This window comes from Nocardioides maradonensis (genome assembly GCF_054777115.1).
Window position 1 is genome coordinate 22,824 of sequence record NZ_BAAHAZ010000028.1, and the last position, 16,187, is coordinate 39,010.

A 16,187-nucleotide genomic window follows, 5' to 3' on the forward strand; every position below is an offset into this window, starting at 1 on the left:
CCATGGCCGAGATCGTCCTGGACCACATCGAGAAGCGGTACCCCGACGGGGCGCTGGCCGTCCACGACTTCAACCTGAAGATCGCCGACGGCGAGTTCATCATCCTGGTCGGGCCCTCGGGCTGCGGGAAGTCGACGACGCTCAACATGGTGGCCGGGTTGGAGGACATCACCGGCGGCGACCTGGTCATCGACGGCGAGCGGGTCAACGACCGCGCGCCCAAGGACCGCGACATCGCGATGGTGTTCCAGTCCTACGCGCTCTACCCGCACATGACGGTGGAGGAGAACATCGCCTTCCCGCTCACCCTGGCCAAGGTCGACAAGGCCACGATCAAGAAGAAGGTGGCCGAGGCCGCGGAGATGCTGGAACTCACCCAGCACCTGCCGCGCAAGCCCGCGAACCTGTCCGGTGGCCAGCGCCAGCGGGTGGCGATGGGCCGAGCGATCGTGCGCAGCCCGAAGGCCTTCCTCATGGACGAGCCGCTGTCCAACCTGGACGCCAAGCTGCGCGTGCAGATGCGCACCCAGGTGGCGAAGATCCAGAAGACGCTCGGCACGACCACGCTCTACGTCACCCACGACCAGACCGAGGCGATGACGCTCGGCGACCGGGTCGTGGTGATGCGCGGCGGCGTCGTGCAGCAGATCGGGTCGCCCACCGAGCTCTACCAGCGCCCCACGAACCTCTTCGTCGCCGGCTTCATCGGCAGCCCGGCCATGAACTTCCTGCCCGCCACCGTGGAGGACGGTGCCCTGCAGACCGGCCTCGGCAGGCTGCCGCTCGGCGACGAGCTGCGGCGCGCGATCGAGGGCGGGTCCGGGCGCGAGGTGATCGTCGGGCTGCGTCCCGAGCACTTCGAGGACGCCTCGGTCGCCGGGGAGGACGGCACGACGGTCGACGTGACCGTCGACCTCGTCGAGTCGATGGGCTCCGACGTCTACGCCTACTTCAACGTCGGCGGCGCCGGCGCCCGGGCCGAGGGACTCGAGGACCTCGCCAAGGACGTCGGCCAGGACATGCACGGCTCCGGCACCCAGGTGACCGCCCGCCTCTCCGGCGAGTCGGGGGTGCGCGCCGGCGACAAGGCCCGGCTGGTCGTCGACACCGCGAAGATGCACGTCTTCGACGCGGGGTCGGGGGAGCGGCTCACCGCCTGAGGGTGCGTCCCGCGATCAGGTACGCCGCCGGCGTCCTCGCAACGCCTCGAGCGCGTCCGCGTCCCAGGTGTGCTCGCGGGTGAGCTCGTAGCGCTCGCACGCGACCCGGAAGTAGGTGTCGGTCGGCGTCTCGTACGGCAGCGCCAGCCCGACGGTCTCGATCAGCTCGAGCACGGGCAGGTACTCCTCGCGGTACCAGAGGTCCGCGGCCTCGGCCCGGGTCAGGTAGCGGCCCTCGGCGTGCATCCGGCGGGCCGACCAGGCCCCGACCATCTCGGCGAGGCGGTGGTAGCGGTCCGGGTTGGCGACCTCGATCGAGGCGCGCGCCTCGCCGGTCAGTGGCACCCGTTCGAGGAAGATCCGGCGCCAGTGCTTGCGCTCGAGGTCGCCGCGGCCGGTCAGGCCCACGGGAGAGAGCTTGGTGAGGATCTCGGTCACGTCCGCCTCGGTGACGTCGAGCCCGAGGGACTTCGCGACAGACACCCGGTGGTGCCCGTCGCGCACGAAGTAGAGGTCGCCGAGCTTGTACACCTCGATCGGCGGGATCTCCTCGCCCCGCCGCATCGCCCGGGCGATCCGCTCCCAGCGGGCGCGGCTGCGGTTGCTGGTGGGGCGGAAGCGCCGGTCGAACTCCTGGGTCCGGTCCACCGAGCCGACGACGCGGTCGAGCGGGATGACCAGCAGTCCGAGGCGTTGCTCGCCGCGCCGGCCGAGGGCGGCGACCACGTCGTCGAAGGACAGCAGGCTGCGCTCGTCCTCGCCGTCCGCGCGGAACCGCCCGGCGACCGCGCCGAGGACCTGCTGACGACGGGCGCGGAGGAAGTCGCTCTCGGCGTCGGCGTGCGGTGAGCCGGTGTCAGCCATCGGAGGCCTCCGTGGGGACGGTGAGCACGCGGTAGGGGATCACGTTGGCGATGGTCGTGGGACCGAGCTGCCGGTCGGGCATCGACCGGCCGTGGGGGTGGACGTGGCCGTGCAGGTGCCAGCGGGGCCGCAGCTGGTCGAGCACCTCGTGCAGCGCCTCGATGCCGCGGTGCGGGGCATCGTCGTCGTCGCCCAGCCCGGACGGCGGGGCGTGGGTCAGCAGCACGTCGACGGGGCCGGTACGCCGGGCCTGCCGCACCAGTCGCCGGCAGCGCCGCCGGAACTCGGCCTGGTCGTACTGGTGCGGGCCCGGGCGGTAGCGGACGCAGCCGCCGAGCCCGGCCACCCGCAGCCCGGCGACCTCGACCACGCGCAGGTCGGCGTTGGCGCCGCCGATCGGGCGCGGCTCCTCGGTGACCCGCCCGGCCTGCAGCCACAGGCCGGACCGGCTGAGTCGGCTGCGGGGCACCGCGGGGTCGTGGTTGCCGGGCACGAACGCGAGCGGGGCGTCGGTGGCCTGGGCGACGTACTCCAGGTAGCTCCAGGGGAGGTCGCCCGCGGCGAGGACGGCATCGACCGCCAGCCCCTGGAGTCGCTCCGGGCTGAGAGCGGGTGCCTCCTCGTCCGAGATGGCCAGCACGCGCGCCATGCCCACGAGCCTAGTGCTGTTCGGGCTCGGCCTTGACCGCGAAGAAGCAGAGGTGGCCGGTGACGACGAGCTTGCGCGCGTTGCGCAGCTTGTTGCCGTCGTCGGGGTTCTCGACGTCGATGTGGTGGTTGAAGCCGCTGTCGGCGTTGAACGAGCGCCCGAACGCGGGCGGGCCGAACAGCGTGCGCAGCACCATGCTTGCGCCGTCGATGCCGGGCCGCAGCTCGATCTCGCCGAAGCCGTGGTCGCGCAGGACGGTCACCAGGCCGTACGGCGTCCAGTTGAAGATCGACTCCGCGTGGTAGGGCTCCAGGAAGCTCACCGACCCGGCGAACACCCCGCCCGGTCGGAGGACCCGGGAGATCTCACCCACGGCCTGGTCGGGGTGGCGCACGTGCTCGAGGACCTGCTTGGAGAAGCACAGGTCGAAGGTGCCGTCGTCGAAGGGCATCCGGGTGCCGTCGTACGCCACGAACCGGACGTCGTCGCCGGCGTGCCGCGAGTTCACGGGGACCTTGAAGTCGATGCCGGTGTAGCTCAGGTCCGGGATCAGCTCGCGCAGCTCGGGGAGCCGGTCGCCGGAGCCGGCGCCGAAGTCGAGGAGCTGGATCCGGCCGTCAGTGCGGGGCACCTGCTCGAGCTTGCGTCGCAGCAGGCTGATCGCGGTGAACTGGCGGGTCGGGCCGCCGGGGATCGCGTCGCCGATCCGGCGGACGAGATGCCGGGCGGGGTCGGGCCGTCGACCGGGGCTGCCGGCGTTGGCGACCTTCGGCCGCGCGGCTTCCGCAGGCGCGCTCGCGGCCTCCGCGCCGCTGCGGCGCAGCCGGCGCAGCAAGGACTTCGGCGGTGCGGGTTCGGGGTTGCTCACGGGCGCCCTTCCGAGTTGTCGACGCGCCCGCCGCTCGACGGGCCCGCCCACGGTAACCGACCCGGGGTCGGCGTCCGGGGACTGGACCGGATCAGGCGCGGGCCCGGTCGGCCGTCCGGCAGATGGCGGTCACGAAGGTGTCGAACAGCTCGACGGGCAGGTCGTGGCCCATGCCCGCGATCAGCAGGATCTCCGACCCCGGCACCGCCGCCGCGGTCGCCCGGCCACCGGAGACGTGGACCATCTTGTCGGCGAGACCGTGCACCACCGTGACCGGCATCCGCAGCTCGCCGAGCCGGGCGGTGCGGTCGCGCTGGGTGAGCACCGCCAGCATCTGGCGCAGGGTGCCCTCCGGCGAGACGCCGCGGTCGTAGGTGTTCCCGGCGCGGGTGGCGAGCTTCTCCTCGGTCTGCGGGTAGCCGGGGGAGCCGATGACCCGCCACACCCTGAGCGCGCCCTCGATGTAGGACTCGCGGCTCGGTCCGCGCGGCGCGAGCAGGAGCGGGATCAGGACGGGGTGCGGGCCGCCGACGCGCCGGCTGCCCGTGGTCGACATGATGCTGGTGAGGCTGAGCACGCGCTCGGGGTGCTCGATCGCCATCGTCTGCGCGATCATGCCGCCCATCGACACGCCGGCCACGTGGGCCGCGGTGATGCCGAGGTGGTCGAGCAGGCCGAACGCGTCGCCGGCCATGTCGTCGAGGCTGTACGCCGACCGCGGCCGGCCGCCCACGAACGCCCGCAGCAGGGTGTGCGGGCGCACCCGGCCCCGGCCGCGGCTCGACCGGCCGGTGTCGCGGTTGTCGTAGCGGATCACGTAGAACCCGGCGCGTGCGAGCTGCTCGCACAGGGCGGTGTCCCACCAGGTCATCGGCCCGCCGAGGCCCATCACCAGCAGCAGTGGATCGGCCGCCGAGTCGCCGAAGGTCTGGTAGCAGAGCTCCAGGTCGGCCGACAGCGGTGCGAGGAGCTCGGGGGACGTCTCGACGGTCTGCACGGCACCAGTGTGTCGTGCAAATGGTTGATCTGCCGATAGTTGTCGGGTCAACGACGTAACCTGGGTTGTGTGAGTCACACTCTCGCCCCCTTCCTGCTGCCGGCCGGGTTCCACCGCCCGCCGCTGACGGCGCTGCTGCACGAGGGCAGCGTGGTGGAGGAGGCGGGTCGTGCCGTCGTACGTCGCGGAGCCGGGTTGGTCCGGCGTACCGAACCGCTGGGCGACGACGACCCGGTGCTGCTGGTGCCCGGGTTCCTGGCGGGTGACTGGACGCTGTCGAGTCTGTCGGACCGGCTGCGCCGCGAGGGCTTCCGCACCTACCGCTCGACCATCCACGCCAACATCGGGTGCACGATCAACGCGGCCGCGCTCGTCGAGTCGCGGCTGGAGTCCATCGTCGAGCGGCGCGGTCGGCGGGTCCAGATCGTCGGTCACTCGCTGGGCGGGATGATCGCCCGCGGTCTCGTCGTACGCCGCCCGGACCTCGTCTCCGGCATCGTCACCATGGGCAGCCCGATGCAGGCGCCCGCCGCCCACCACGCGCTGCTCACCGGCGGCGTGCGGCTGCTGCTGCGGCTCAGCGCCGCCGGCATCCCGGTCATGTCGACCGACTGCGTCGCGGGGCGGTGCGCGCACCTGAGCTTCACCGAGAGCCGCGAGCGACTCCGTCCGGGCGTCGCCATGACGAACATCTACTCGCGCCGCGACGGCATCGTCGACTGGCACGCCTGCCTCGACCGCCAGGGCACCGCTGTGGAGGTCACCGCCTCGCACATCGGCATGGCCTTCGACCCGCGGGTCGGCGACCAGGTCGTCGCAGGCCTGCTGGCGAACCGTGCGACGGCCGCCGGCGACCTGGAGCAGATCGCCTGAGCCGCTAGGCGAGGGCGTATCGAAACCAAACCCTCAATCGAAGTTGACGGCGCTGAACGCTCGCAGCTTGACCAGCTTGTGCTCGGAGGTGATGGTGCGGACCGTGCCGCTGCGCGAGCGCATCACGAGCGACTGGGTCACGGCGCCACCGGCGCGGTAGCGGACGCCCTTGACGAGCTCGCCGTCGGTGATGCCGGTGGCCACGAAGAAGCTGTCGTCACCGGTGACCAGGTCGTCGGTGCGCAGCACGAAGTCGGGGTCGAGGTTGTGGCCTGCGTCCAGCGCCTTCTGCCGCTCCTCGTCGTCCTTCGGCCAGAGGCGACCCTGGATGGTGCCGCCGATGGCCTTCATCGCGCAGGCGGCGATGATGCCCTCCGGCGTACCGCCGATGCCCATGAGCAGGTCGACGCCGGTGTCGGCACGGGCCGCCATGATGGCGCCGGCGACGTCGCCGTCGGTGATGAACTTGATCCGGGCGCCGGTGGCACGGATGTCGTCGACGAGCTGGTTGTGCCGCGGCCGGTCGAGCAGGACGACCGTGACGTCGGCGGGCGAGGAGCCCTTGGCCTTGGCGACCTGGTGGATGTTCTCGGCGACGGGGTAGCGGATGTCGACGACGTCGGCGGCCTCCGGGCCGGTGACGAGCTTCTCCATGTAGAAGACCGCGGACGGGTCGTACATGGTGCCGCGCGGAGAGGCGGCGAGCACCGCGATCGCGTTGTTCATGCCCTTGGCGGTCAGCGTGGTGCCGTCGATCGGGTCGACCGCGATGTCGCACTCGGGGCCGGTGCCATCGCCGACCTGCTCGCCGTTGTAGAGCATCGGGGCGTCGTCCTTCTCGCCCTCGCCGATGACGACGGTGCCGCGCATCGCGACCGAGGAGATCATCACGCGCATGGCCTCGACGGCCACGCCGTCCGCGCCGTTCTTGTCGCCGCGGCCGACCCAGCGGCCGGCGGCCATCGCGGCGGCCTCGGTGACGCGGACCAGCTCGAGGGCCAGGTTGCGGTCGGGGTTGGACGGCTCGACGGCAAGGGCTTCCATAGGGCGAACCTTATCGGCTTCGCGCGCACCCCTGCGGGGCCACACCCACCGTGGATGGACAATGGTGCGCGATGAGTACGACGCAGGAGACCGGCCGGCCGGGCAAGTACCAGCGATCCGCCTTCGGGCTGGTCGTCGCGATGGTCACCACGGTCGTGGCGGTGGCGCTGGCGATCTGGGTGATGGGCTGGTTCCGGCACACGCCGACGGCGAAGCCCACGCACGCGGACTACCGCGCGGCGGTCGCGGACATGCAGCGGCAGAAGCAGCCCGTCGTCTACCCCTCCTCGCTGCCGGAGGGCTACATCGCCACCCAGGCGCGGGTCCCCGACGACTACGACGGATTCGAGATCGACCTGCTCAAGGGCGACACGGCCAACGCCGACTTCATCGGCATCCGCACCGCCCGCACGGCCAACATCGCCGCGCTCGTGCACCAGGACGTCGACGCGAACGCCACCACCATCGCGTCGTACGACGTGCCCGCGACCGTCGCCTCTCCGCTCGCGCCGAGCTGGAGCGGCTTCCAGGACGACCACGGCGACAGCGGGTACGCCGCCCAGGTCGGCCAGCTGTCCGTGCTCGTCTACGGCTCGGCGCCGGCGGCCGACCTGCAGCAGGTGGTCGACCAGCTCACGACCGCGCCGGTGTCCACGGCGCGCAAGGGGATGTAGCTCAGTCCTCGTCGGCCGCGACGACGGCCTCGAGCTTGGCGCGCGCCCCGTCCAGCCACTCCTGGCAGGTCGTGGCGAGGTTCTCGCCGCGCTCCCAGAGGGCGAGCGACTCCTCGAGGCTGGTGCCGCCGGCCTCGAGCTGCTGCACCACCTCGATCAGCTCGGCGCGCGCGTCCTCGTAGCTCGGTCGCTCGTCAGTCATCGGTCTCTCCCTCGATCTGCTCGATGCGGTCGGTGGTGGCGTGGATGCGGCCGTCGGCGACCCGCACGCTGATCGGCGCCCCGGCCTCGACACCGGCCACGCTGGTGACGACATGCCCGTCGGCATCCTGCAGCACGGCGTACCCCCGCTGCAGGGTGGCCAGCGGCGACAGGGCTCGGGCGCGGGCCCGCTGGTGGCCGATGTCGTCGGCGGCGCGATCGAGGCGGTGGGCGAGCGTGCGCCGCATGCGGTCGCGCACGGCGACCAGCTCGTCCTCGCGGGCAGCCAGCAGGTTGCGCGGGTCGGCGAGCGCCGGCCGGGACCGGATCGCGTCGAGGCGGGCCTGCTCGCCGGCGAGCATCCCCGCGACGCTGCGCCGGATCCGCTCGCGGGCCTGGCCGATGCCGTGCAGCTCCTGGACGACGTCGGGCACGATCCGCTTCGCGGCGTCGGTCGGGGTCGAGGCGCGCAGGTCGGCGACCAGGTCGAGCAGCGGGGTGTCGGGCTCGTGGCCGATCGCCGACACGACCGGGGTCCGGGCCGCGAAGACCGCCCGCACCAACCCCTCGTCGGAGAACGGCAGCAGGTCCTCCACGGAGCCGCCGCCGCGCGCGATCACGATGACGTCGACCTCGGGGTGGGCGTCGAGGCGCCCCAGCGCCTCGATCACCTCGGCGGCGGAGCGCTGGCCCTGCATGGCGGCGTACGCCGTCTCGAAGGTCACCCCGGGCCAGCGGCGGGTGGTGTTCTCGACGACGTCCTTCTCGGCGGCCGAGCCCGGCGCGGTGATCAGGCCGATCCGGTTCGGAAGGAAGGGCAGCCGGCGCTTCCGCTCCTGCGCGAACAGGCCCTCGGCGGCGAGCAGCTGGCGGCGGCGCTCGAGCCGGGCGAGCAGCTCGCCGAGACCGACCATCCGGATCGTCCGCGCCTGCAGGGAGAGGGTGCCGCGGTTGGCGTAGTACGACGGCTTCGCCTGGATCACCACGCTCGCGCCCTCGGTCAGCGGCGTCTCGAGGCCGTCGAAGAGCACCCGCGAGCAGGTCACCGGCACGGAGATGTCCGCGATCGAGTCGCGCAGCGTCATGAAGACCGTGCTCAGGCCCGGCCGGCGGCTGATCTGCGCCACCTGGCCCTCGACCCACACGACACCGAGCCGGTCGATCCAGCCGGAGATCGCGTTCGCGATCTGCCGGACCGGGGCCGGCTGCTCGGCGGAGGTCTCCAGGGCCACGGCGTTGACCTTAGACGGAGCCGCCGACCGATAGCCTCAGGGCGTGCGCGTCCGGATCGACCTTGCCTACGACGGCACCGACTTCAAGGGCTGGGCGGCCCAGCCGTTGCTGCGCACGGTGCAGGGCGAGCTCGTCGCGGCGCTCGAGACGGTGCTGCGCGTCGCCCCGGGCACGATCCGGGTGACCTGCGCGGGCCGCACCGACTCCGGCGTCCACGCGCGGGGGCAGGTCGCGCACTGCGACCTGCCTGCCTCGGTCGATGAGGGCACCGTCGAGCGGCTGGCGCGCCGCCTGAACGGCGTACTCCCCGGGGACCTGCGGATCCACCGCCTCGCCCCGGCGCCCGGGGGGTTCGACGCGCGCTTCGCGGCGCTGTGGCGGCGCTACGCCTACCGGATCGCGGACGCGCCCGAGCTCGTCGACCCGCTCCGGCGCCGGTACGTCGTCGCGTGGCCGCGCCCCCTCGACGTCGACGCCATGAACGCGGCGGCCGCCCGGCTGGTCGGCCTCAACGACTTCGCCGCCTTCTGCAAGCAGCGCGAGGGCGCCACCACGATCCGCACGTTGGAGGAGCTGTCCTGGTCGCGCGACGCCGACGGCGTTCTGGTCGGCCACGTCCGCGCCGACGCGTTCTGCCACTCGATGGTGCGGGCGCTGGTGGGCTGCCTGGTGGCGGTCGGTGAGGGCCGTCGCGACGCCGACTGGGCCGCGGCGATCCTCGCCGGGCGGCGGCGCGATCCCGAGGTCAAGGTGATGCATGCGCACGGGCTGACGCTCGAGGAGGTCGGGTACCCGGCCGACGCCGAGCTTGCGCTGCGGGTCGAGCAGACGTCGGCCAAGCGCCGATCCGAAGAGGTGGACGGTGACTGAGGACCACTACTTCTCCGCGGACCCCGCTGCCCCCTTCCAGCGGGCTTCCGTGGCGGCCTCGGTCTGGGGGCACTCGCTCACGTTGGTGAGCGGGTCTGGTGTGTTCGCCCAGGGCCGCGTCGACATCGGTACGTCGGTCCTGTTCCGCGAGACCGACCCGCCCGCGGGCGGCCGGATCCTCGACCTCGGGTGTGGGTACGGCGTGATCGGGCTGGCGTGCGCGGTCGCGGCCCCGTCAGCGGTCGTGACCGGCGTCGACGTCAACCGCCGCGCGCTGCTGCTCGCCCGCGAGAACGCCGCCTCGCTCGGCGTGGAGGACCGCTTCTCGGCGTACGAGCCCGCGGAGGTGCCGGCCGACGCGACCTTCGACGAGATCTGGTCCAACCCGCCGATCCGGATCGGCAAGGAGGCCCTGCACGAGCTGCTGCTCACCTGGCTGCCGCGTCTCGTGCCCGGCGGCCGGGCGGTCATGGTCGTCGGCAAGAACCTCGGCGCCGACTCGCTGCAGCGGTGGCTCGTCGACCAGGGCTACCCGACCGAGCGGATCGCGAGCGCCAAGGGGTTCCGGGTGCTGGAGACCGTCAGGGCGTGACGGCCGAGTCGCCGAGCAGCGCGGCGACGGCCGGATCCGTCGCAGGGATCCGCTTCCACAGCGCCAGCAGCAGCTCGGCCGCCGTGCCGGTGAGCTCGACCGGGTCGCCCTCGCCGAAATCGACGGTTGTGTCGACGTCGGTGGCCGACAGCACCAGCCTGCGCGTGAGCGGCTCGGTGCGGGCGAGGCGGACCTGGCGCGGGTAGAACACAGTCGCGACCTCGTCGACGCCGTCCCAGGCGAGCTCGGGTCGCGGCTGCCAGAGCTCCGCCCGGCCGGTGGCGAGCCGGGCGTCGTACAGGTGGACCAGGGTCTCGTGGACCTGGCGACGCTGCCAGAAGCCGACGACCTTGTCCGGTCCGAAGGTCCACGCCGGCGTGCTGGGATCGACGTCCAGCACCGTGATGAGGCCGTGGGCCGCCTCGCGGTAGGCGGCCGCCAGCTGATCCGGAGGAACCGGCTCGGAGGTCCCGGCGGGGTTGCCTTCGGTCACGGCGTGCGCGGCCCAGAGGTGCACCTCGCGCAGGTGGTTGCCGAGGTCGGCCAGCGTCCAGCCGGGGCAGCTGGGCACCGGCGCGTCGAGGTCGCCCTTCTCCAGCTCGGCCGCGAACGCGTCGGTCAGCGTGGTCAGCTCGGCGATCCAGTCCATGGCGCCGATCATGGCAGCGGCGGGGGCCGGAAGTCCGGCAGGAACTCCTGCATGATCGCCCGGAACGGCGCCTCCGCCTCGAGCTGGCTGAGCACGCCGACGCCTCCGAGCCAGGTCCGGTGGATCAGCACGTACGACGGCGGCAGGTTCAGCTTGATGCTCACCGTGTACGCCGGGTCTCGCGGGTTGTTCAGGCGCTGGAACTGCTCGCGCATCCACTCCCGGCTGAACCGGAACCGCTCGACCAGCGTGGGGTCGACGAACGGCGCGAGGTAGTCCATGAGCAGCTGCGGCTCGATCCGGATCCGGTCCTTGAGGAAGCCCTCCTCGCGCAGCCCGGCGATGAGGTGGTCGCCGTCGCCCGCCGCGCAGAGCGTGATCAGCCGGCCCATCGGCGCCGGCAGGCCGCGCTGCGGCAGCCGCGCCACCGCGCCGAAGTCGAGCACTCCGATCCGGCCGAGCCCACCGTCGGAAGCAGGCACGATGCGGAAGTTGCCCGGGTGCGGGTCGGCGTGCAGCAGATCGGTGCGCGCGGGCCCGGAGAACAGGAAGCGGGTGAAGATCTCGCCGTAGTGGTCGCGCTCCTCGGCGGTGCCGTCCGCGATGATCGCGGCCAGCGAGCTGGTGGAGTCGAGCCACTCGGTGACGAGGACCCGCGGGCCGACGGCGACCACGTCGGGCACGACGATGTGCGGGTCGTCGCGGAACGCCTCCGCGAACTGGCGCTGAGCGTCGGCCTCCAGCTCGTAGTCGAGCTCCTCCTGGGCGCGGGCCTGCACCTCCTCGACGAGCGGCTTCATGTCGACGCCCGGGATCAGCGGCCCGATCGCCCGCGCCGCGCGGGCCAGCGTGCGCAGGTCGGCCATGAGTGCGTCCCCCGCGTTGGGGTACTGCACCTTCACGGCGACCCGCCGCCCGTCGTACCAGCGACCCTCGTGGACCTGGCCGATGGACGCCGCGGCGGTGGGGGCGCCGTCCAGCCAGACCAGCTTGGTCTGCCAGTCCTCACCGAGGTCCTCGGCGAGGATGTCGCGCACGGTCTGGGTCGGCATCGGCGGCGCGGAGTCCTGGAGGCGGGTCAGCTGTTCGCGGTACGGCGCCGCCATCTCCTCCGGCAGCGCCGACTCGAGGACCGACAGCGCCTGGCCGAACTTCATGGCCCCGCCCTTGAGCTCGCCGAGCGTGCGGAACAGCTGCTCGGCCGTCCGTTGCTGGATCTCACTCATCACCGCCTCGGCCGGCGCACCGCCGAGGCGCCGCCCGAAGCCGACCGCGGTCCGTCCGGCGTGCGCGAGCGGCAGGGCCGCCAGACGTGCGGTACGGGCGGCTGCCTTGCGGGGGAGGTCGGCCATGTCCCCATTCTGACGGGCGGTCCGTGACGGTGCAGGATGTTTCGCGATGCCCGATCCCTCCGTCCTGCTGCTGCTCGCGCTCGCCGCGTTGGCGGCCGGGTTCGTCGACGCCGTCGTGGGCGGCGGCGGTCTCGTGCAGCTGCCGGCGTTGCTGCTGGGCCTTCCCGGGATGGCGCCGGTGCACGTCCTGGCGACCAACAAGCTGGCCTCGGTGTGCGGCACCTCGGTCGCGTCGGCGACGTACTACCGGCGGGTCCGGCCCGACCCCCGCACCTTCGGACCGCTGATGGCGTGCGCCCTCGTCGGTGCGCTGGGTGGCGCCGTCATCGCGTCCCACCTGCCCGCGTCGGTGTTCCAACCGGTGGTGCTGGTGGTCCTGGTCGTCGTCGGTCTGTACGTCGTCCTCCGGCCGACGTTCGGGGCCGTCACCGTGCTGCGCTTCTCCGGGCATCGGCACGTGCTCGCGGCGATGGGCGTGGGTCTGGTGATCGGCGTGTACGACGGCGCCCTCGGCCCCGGCACCGGCAGCTTCTTCGTGATCACCCTGGTCGGCCTGCTCGGCTACGACTTCCTCGAGGCCTCGGCGAAGGCGCGTCTCGCGAACTGGGCCACCAACATCGGTGCCCTGCTGCTCTTCGTGCCCTCGGGTGCGGTGCTGTGGAGGCTGGGGATCGTGATGGGTGTGTGCAACCTGGCCGGTGGCTACCTGGGTGCTCGGGTGGCGGTCTCGCGCGGCTCCCGGTTCGTGCGGGTCTTCTTCATCCTCGTCGTGTCTTGCTTCATCGTGCGGATCGGGTGGAGCGTGTTCGGGTGAGCATCAAGGTGGACCTGGACGAGATGGCTCGGCTCGTCGGCGAGCGGGGGAGCGGCTACCTGCTGACCACCTCCTCGCCGGCGGTCAAGGTGGTGACGGTGGATCCGGTCGTCTTCGACGGGGTGGTGCGGGTGGTCGGTCCGGGCGGCGGAACTTTGGCCAACGTCGACGCCAACCCGGTGGTCACCCTGGTCTTCCCGCCGACCGAGGTCCACGGCTACACGCTGCTGGTCGACGGCTCGGCGGTGGTGGCGGGTACGGACGTGGTGATCACCCCCTCGGCGGCCGTCCTCCACCGTCCCGCTTCCCACGCGGACGGGCCGCTGCCTCCGGACGGGTGCGGGCACGACTGCGCCCCGGTCGCGTCGTCGTCGGCTGAGTAGCCGCGAGGGCCGGCTGCCCGGTCGTTGGTTGAGTAGCCGCGAGCGCCAGCCGCCCGGTCGTTGGTTGAGTAGCCGCGAGGGCCGGCCGCCCGGTCGTTGGTTGAGTAGCCGCGAGCGCCAGCGAGCGGCGTATCGAAACCAACCCTCGCTTCCTGCGGGGTCGGTGCTTGGCGGCCGCACCGTAGCCGCCCGGCACCCCGCGTCAAGGACGCCTTCGGCGCCGCTGCGCGGTCGCTTCGCGATCCTTGACCCGGGGTCCCGACCGGGCGGCAGGACGGCGCGGAGTCGGCACGGGCTTCGCCCGCGCCGCCGCTCCGCGGCCGCCACAAAACATGCCCTGACCTGCGAAGATACTGGTGGAAACGCTCGATAATCTGTTCGATTCTTGGTATCATCGAGGTAGTTGACCAGCTTCATCTCGGGAGTCTCGATGACCGCGGAACAGGTGCCCTGCCACCCGATCCTCCGCTGCGCCCGCACCCTCGAAACCGAGCTCCATGCCGTCGCCGAGATGCCGGCCGACTACCTGCGCACCCGCGACAAGGAAGAAGCCTTGCTGACCCTGGCGCGGGTCAAGGCCGAGACCGCCGAGCTCGAGCTGCGGCTGCTCGCAGCAGCTGGTGATGTGGCCGAGGAGCACGCCGCCCGCGACGCCGGCACCTGGTACGCCCACGCCACCCACATCACCGCGACCACCGCCCGTGCCGACCTCCACCTGGCCCGCGACCTCCAGGCCCATCCCCTGACCGCTGCTGCGCTGCGGGCTGGGGACGTGAACGTTCCTCGGGCGCGGGTGATCATCCGCGCGATCGACAAGCTCTCCGACGAGGTCGACGACCTCACCAAGACCCGTGCCGAGAAGCACCTCATCAAGCTCGCGGCTACCTACGACCCCCGCGACCTGCGGGTGCTCGGCGCCAAGATCCTGGAAGTGGTCGCGCCTGACGTGGCGGAGGCCGAGCTCGGCAAGGCACTGGAGCGCGAGGAGCAGGTCGCACGGGACAAGTGCAGCGTGAAGCTGCAACGCCGTGGCGACGGGACCACGAAGATCACCGCCCTGGTCCCCGACTCCATCGCCGAACGGCTCACCACCTACCTCGACGCCGAGGACTCACCCCGCGTCACCAAGTCCAGGTCCCGTGGTGAGGCGTTCTGCCGACTCCTCGAAGTGCTCGACCCGAACCGACTGCCCGACCACGGCGGCGACGCCACCACCGTGATCGTGACCATCCCGTTCGACGCGCTGAAGAACGATCTCGGCTCCGCGATGCTCGGCACCACGGTCATCTCGGCGAGCGAGGCACGGCGGCTGGCCTGCACCGCGAAGATCGTCCCCGCCGTACTCGGCGGGAAGTCCGAACCCCTCGACCTCGGCCGGGCCCAACGCTTCTACACCGCGGCCCAGCGCAAGGCCATGCGGCTGCGCGACGGCAGGTGCCGCGCCGACGGGTGCACGATCCCAGCGGCGTGGACGGAGGCGCACCATCTGAAGCCCTGGTCCCAGGGAGGCAAGACCGACCTCGCAGACGGGGTCCTGCTCTGCTCCCACCATCACCATCGGGCCCACGACCAGCGCTACACGATGACCAAGCTGACCTCCGGCGACTACAGGTTCCACCGCCGCACGTGAGCCGACCGCGCGGGTTCGGCGTAGCGCAATGCGCTGGGCGGGAAGGGGGCCATTGACTCCGCGCCCGACCTGCCGACCGGTCGGCTACGGTGCGGCCGCCGTTCGCCAGCCCCGAAGGCAGCGGCAGTCGGGCCTCAGCGCTCGTCCTCGGGCAGCTCGTAGTGCGGCATGAAGCGTCGTACCTCTTGCGGCCAGCCGCACGCGGTCGCGATCTGGCCCGCCCAGTGCCGGGCCTCCGCCTCGTCCGGTACGTCGATGACGGCGAACCCGCCCAGGTGCTCCTTGGTCTCGACGTAGGGGCCGTCGGTGAAGACCGGCGTGCCACTCGACGCGTCGACGGAGAAGACAGGATCAGCCGCGTCGATCCCACCGGTGAAGATGAGGACCCCGCGCTCCTTCATCTCCTTGATCAGCGGCCGCAGCACCAAGGACTTGGCCGCCAGCTCCTCCTCGGTGTGCTCGCCGACCCACTCGTCGTTGAACGCGATGACGTACTCCGGCATGACTCCTCCTCCGTGGGCAGGCTCCAGCAGCCACCCTCCACCCTCACCACGAACGGCGGAACCCATTTCGACACGCCCGTTGCGACATCGGGAGTCGCCCTGGATCGACATCGTGGTTCCTCGGACAGTCCCCTGATCGGTTCACTACGCTCCCGCCCATGGGAGCCGTGAATCCGCTGGAGACCTCGTTCTCGACGGGCATCCTGATCCCGACAGGCACCCTCACCGTCCTGGGCCTCGCCGCGTTGTTCACCGTCGTCTGGCTCTGGATGCTGGTCGACGCGCTGATGCGTCCTGCATCCGTGTGGCGAGCCGCGGATCGGTCCCCGGTCGTCTGGGCGCTGGTGCTCATCCTCCTCGGCTGGCTCGGAGGACTCCTCTACCTGACCCTGGCCCGGCCCTCGCTTCGCAGAGTGGCCGCCGCCACCTGAGCGACGGCGGGGTGGCGCACCTACGACAACGCGTAGAACATCCCGAGAGCGGCCATTCCGAGGTCGGCGGTGATCGCCCCAACGAGGAACCCGCCGCCGAACGCGCGCCACGCTCCGCGGACCGTCAACAGCGCTCCCAGGACCAGCGGAACGACGAGGCCGATCATCAGCGCCGTCGTCTCACCCGGTCCATCGCCGTCGTTCGACGAGCCGTACCAGAGCGCCCAGCCACCGAGGCAGAACGCCTGTTCCGCCCCGCATCAGGCCCAGACTCGGGACTCGGCTGGCTCCGTCTGTTGCTTCGGTCAAGTCCGCTGGGGTGGTGTACGAGGTTGATCCCTCGGTTGGGCGTGTCGGTCAGGCCGTGAGGGCCTGGAGTTCGGGCTCGGTCACCTCCTCA

General features: G+C 71.9%; 20 protein-coding genes. 9 read left to right on the forward strand and 11 right to left on the reverse strand.

Annotated features, from left to right (window positions below):
* The first annotated feature begins 2 nt into the window (after positions 1 to 2).
* Entirely contained in the window at positions 3 to 1,160 is a 1,158-nt protein-coding gene (locus ACYVAQ_RS22750) for an ABC transporter ATP-binding protein (RefSeq protein WP_460792885.1), read from the forward strand.
* A 15-nt stretch (positions 1,161 to 1,175) separates the two neighbouring features.
* On the opposite strand, the gene ACYVAQ_RS22755 is transcribed toward ACYVAQ_RS22750, so the two are convergent.
* From ACYVAQ_RS22755 to ACYVAQ_RS22770, 4 genes are all read right to left on the reverse strand, one after another.
* On the reverse strand, positions 1,176 to 2,024 hold the full coding sequence (locus ACYVAQ_RS22755) for a ParB N-terminal domain-containing protein (RefSeq protein WP_460792886.1): 849 nt from the start codon (positions 2,022 to 2,024) through the stop codon (positions 1,176 to 1,178).
* Positions 2,017 to 2,673 carry a metallophosphoesterase family protein gene (locus ACYVAQ_RS22760; protein WP_460792887.1) on the reverse strand — a complete coding sequence of 219 codons (657 nt, stop codon included), beginning with the start codon at positions 2,671 to 2,673 and terminating at the stop codon, positions 2,017 to 2,019. The genes ACYVAQ_RS22755 and ACYVAQ_RS22760 overlap by 8 nt, the downstream gene beginning before the upstream one ends.
* 10 nt (positions 2,674 to 2,683) lie before the next feature.
* Positions 2,684 to 3,541, reverse strand: coding sequence for a class I SAM-dependent methyltransferase (locus tag ACYVAQ_RS22765; RefSeq protein WP_460792888.1), 858 nt, complete (start codon positions 3,539 to 3,541; stop codon positions 2,684 to 2,686).
* Between the two features lie 91 nt (positions 3,542 to 3,632).
* Positions 3,633 to 4,538 (reverse strand): alpha/beta fold hydrolase, encoded by a 906-nt coding sequence (locus ACYVAQ_RS22770; RefSeq protein ID WP_460792889.1) that lies wholly within the window; start codon positions 4,536 to 4,538, stop codon positions 3,633 to 3,635.
* 69 nt (positions 4,539 to 4,607) lie between these two features.
* Here ACYVAQ_RS22770 and ACYVAQ_RS22775 point away from each other — a divergent pair, with 69 nt between their 5' ends.
* Entirely contained in the window at positions 4,608 to 5,411 is an 804-nt protein-coding gene (locus ACYVAQ_RS22775) for an esterase/lipase family protein (RefSeq protein WP_460792890.1), read from the forward strand.
* A gap of 33 nt (positions 5,412 to 5,444) precedes the next feature.
* Here the strand turns inward: ACYVAQ_RS22775 and glpX are convergent, their stop codons facing one another.
* Positions 5,445 to 6,455 carry a class II fructose-bisphosphatase gene (gene glpX, locus ACYVAQ_RS22780; protein WP_460792891.1) on the reverse strand — a complete coding sequence of 337 codons (1,011 nt, stop codon included), beginning with the start codon at positions 6,453 to 6,455 and terminating at the stop codon, positions 5,445 to 5,447.
* Positions 6,456 to 6,526: 71 nt separating this feature from the next.
* Here glpX and ACYVAQ_RS22785 point away from each other — a divergent pair, with 71 nt between their 5' ends.
* Complete coding sequence (locus ACYVAQ_RS22785; protein ID WP_460792892.1) at positions 6,527 to 7,129, forward strand: DUF4245 family protein; 603 nt, start codon at positions 6,527 to 6,529, stop codon at positions 7,127 to 7,129.
* 1 nt (position 7,130) lies between these two features.
* Here ACYVAQ_RS22785 and ACYVAQ_RS22790 read toward each other — a convergent pair whose 3' ends face one another.
* Positions 7,131 to 7,331, reverse strand: coding sequence for an exodeoxyribonuclease VII small subunit (locus tag ACYVAQ_RS22790; protein ID WP_460792893.1), 201 nt, complete (start codon positions 7,329 to 7,331; stop codon positions 7,131 to 7,133).
* Positions 7,324 to 8,562, reverse strand: coding sequence for an exodeoxyribonuclease VII large subunit (gene xseA / locus ACYVAQ_RS22795; protein ID WP_460792894.1), 1,239 nt, complete (start codon positions 8,560 to 8,562; stop codon positions 7,324 to 7,326). The genes ACYVAQ_RS22790 and xseA overlap by 8 nt, the downstream gene beginning before the upstream one ends.
* A gap of 43 nt (positions 8,563 to 8,605) precedes the next feature.
* Here xseA and truA point away from each other — a divergent pair, with 43 nt between their 5' ends.
* Together truA and ACYVAQ_RS22805 are read left to right on the forward strand one after the other, a co-directional pair.
* Positions 8,606 to 9,433: a tRNA pseudouridine(38-40) synthase TruA gene (truA, locus tag ACYVAQ_RS22800; RefSeq protein WP_460792896.1), complete on the forward strand. Its 828-nt coding sequence runs from the start codon at positions 8,606 to 8,608 to the stop codon at positions 9,431 to 9,433.
* Complete coding sequence (locus tag ACYVAQ_RS22805) at positions 9,426 to 10,025, forward strand: class I SAM-dependent methyltransferase (protein ID WP_460792897.1); 600 nt, start codon at positions 9,426 to 9,428, stop codon at positions 10,023 to 10,025. Before truA ends, ACYVAQ_RS22805 begins: the two co-directional genes overlap by 8 nt.
* Here the strand turns inward: ACYVAQ_RS22805 and ACYVAQ_RS22810 are convergent.
* Together ACYVAQ_RS22810 and ACYVAQ_RS22815 are read right to left on the reverse strand one after the other, a co-directional pair.
* Complete coding sequence (locus tag ACYVAQ_RS22810) at positions 10,015 to 10,674, reverse strand: maleylpyruvate isomerase family mycothiol-dependent enzyme (protein WP_460792899.1); 660 nt, start codon at positions 10,672 to 10,674, stop codon at positions 10,015 to 10,017. The genes ACYVAQ_RS22805 and ACYVAQ_RS22810 overlap by 11 nt on opposite strands.
* Positions 10,675 to 10,682: 8 nt before the next feature.
* Positions 10,683 to 12,026, reverse strand: coding sequence for an ABC1 kinase family protein (locus ACYVAQ_RS22815; RefSeq protein ID WP_460792900.1), 1,344 nt, complete (start codon positions 12,024 to 12,026; stop codon positions 10,683 to 10,685).
* A gap of 46 nt (positions 12,027 to 12,072) precedes the next feature.
* Between ACYVAQ_RS22815 and ACYVAQ_RS22820 the strand changes: the two genes are divergently transcribed.
* The 3 genes from ACYVAQ_RS22820 (at position 12,073) to ACYVAQ_RS22830 (ending at position 14,853) form a co-directional block, all read left to right on the forward strand.
* Positions 12,073 to 12,840: a sulfite exporter TauE/SafE family protein gene (locus tag ACYVAQ_RS22820; RefSeq protein ID WP_460792901.1), complete on the forward strand. Its 768-nt coding sequence runs from the start codon at positions 12,073 to 12,075 to the stop codon at positions 12,838 to 12,840.
* Positions 12,837 to 13,223: a pyridoxamine 5'-phosphate oxidase gene (locus tag ACYVAQ_RS22825; RefSeq protein WP_460792902.1), complete on the forward strand. Its 387-nt coding sequence runs from the start codon at positions 12,837 to 12,839 to the stop codon at positions 13,221 to 13,223. Before ACYVAQ_RS22820 ends, ACYVAQ_RS22825 begins: the two co-directional genes overlap by 4 nt.
* Before the next feature lie 430 nt (positions 13,224 to 13,653).
* The gene (locus tag ACYVAQ_RS22830) at positions 13,654 to 14,853 is read left to right on the forward strand and encodes an HNH endonuclease signature motif containing protein (RefSeq protein ID WP_460792903.1); all 1,200 of its coding nucleotides are present in this window, start codon (positions 13,654 to 13,656) and stop codon (positions 14,851 to 14,853) included.
* A gap of 134 nt (positions 14,854 to 14,987) precedes the next feature.
* Here ACYVAQ_RS22830 and ACYVAQ_RS22835 read toward each other — a convergent pair whose 3' ends face one another.
* Positions 14,988 to 15,356, reverse strand: coding sequence for a YciI family protein (locus ACYVAQ_RS22835; RefSeq protein WP_460792904.1), 369 nt, complete (start codon positions 15,354 to 15,356; stop codon positions 14,988 to 14,990).
* 158 nt (positions 15,357 to 15,514) lie between these two features.
* On the opposite strand from ACYVAQ_RS22835, the gene ACYVAQ_RS22840 reads away from it, so the two are divergent.
* Positions 15,515 to 15,787: a hypothetical protein gene (locus tag ACYVAQ_RS22840; protein WP_460792905.1), complete on the forward strand. Its 273-nt coding sequence runs from the start codon at positions 15,515 to 15,517 to the stop codon at positions 15,785 to 15,787.
* Between the two features lie 20 nt (positions 15,788 to 15,807).
* Here ACYVAQ_RS22840 and ACYVAQ_RS22845 read toward each other — a convergent pair whose 3' ends face one another.
* Complete coding sequence (locus ACYVAQ_RS22845; protein ID WP_460792906.1) at positions 15,808 to 15,954, reverse strand: hypothetical protein; 147 nt, start codon at positions 15,952 to 15,954, stop codon at positions 15,808 to 15,810.
* Positions 15,955 to 16,187: the final 233 nt, after the last annotated feature.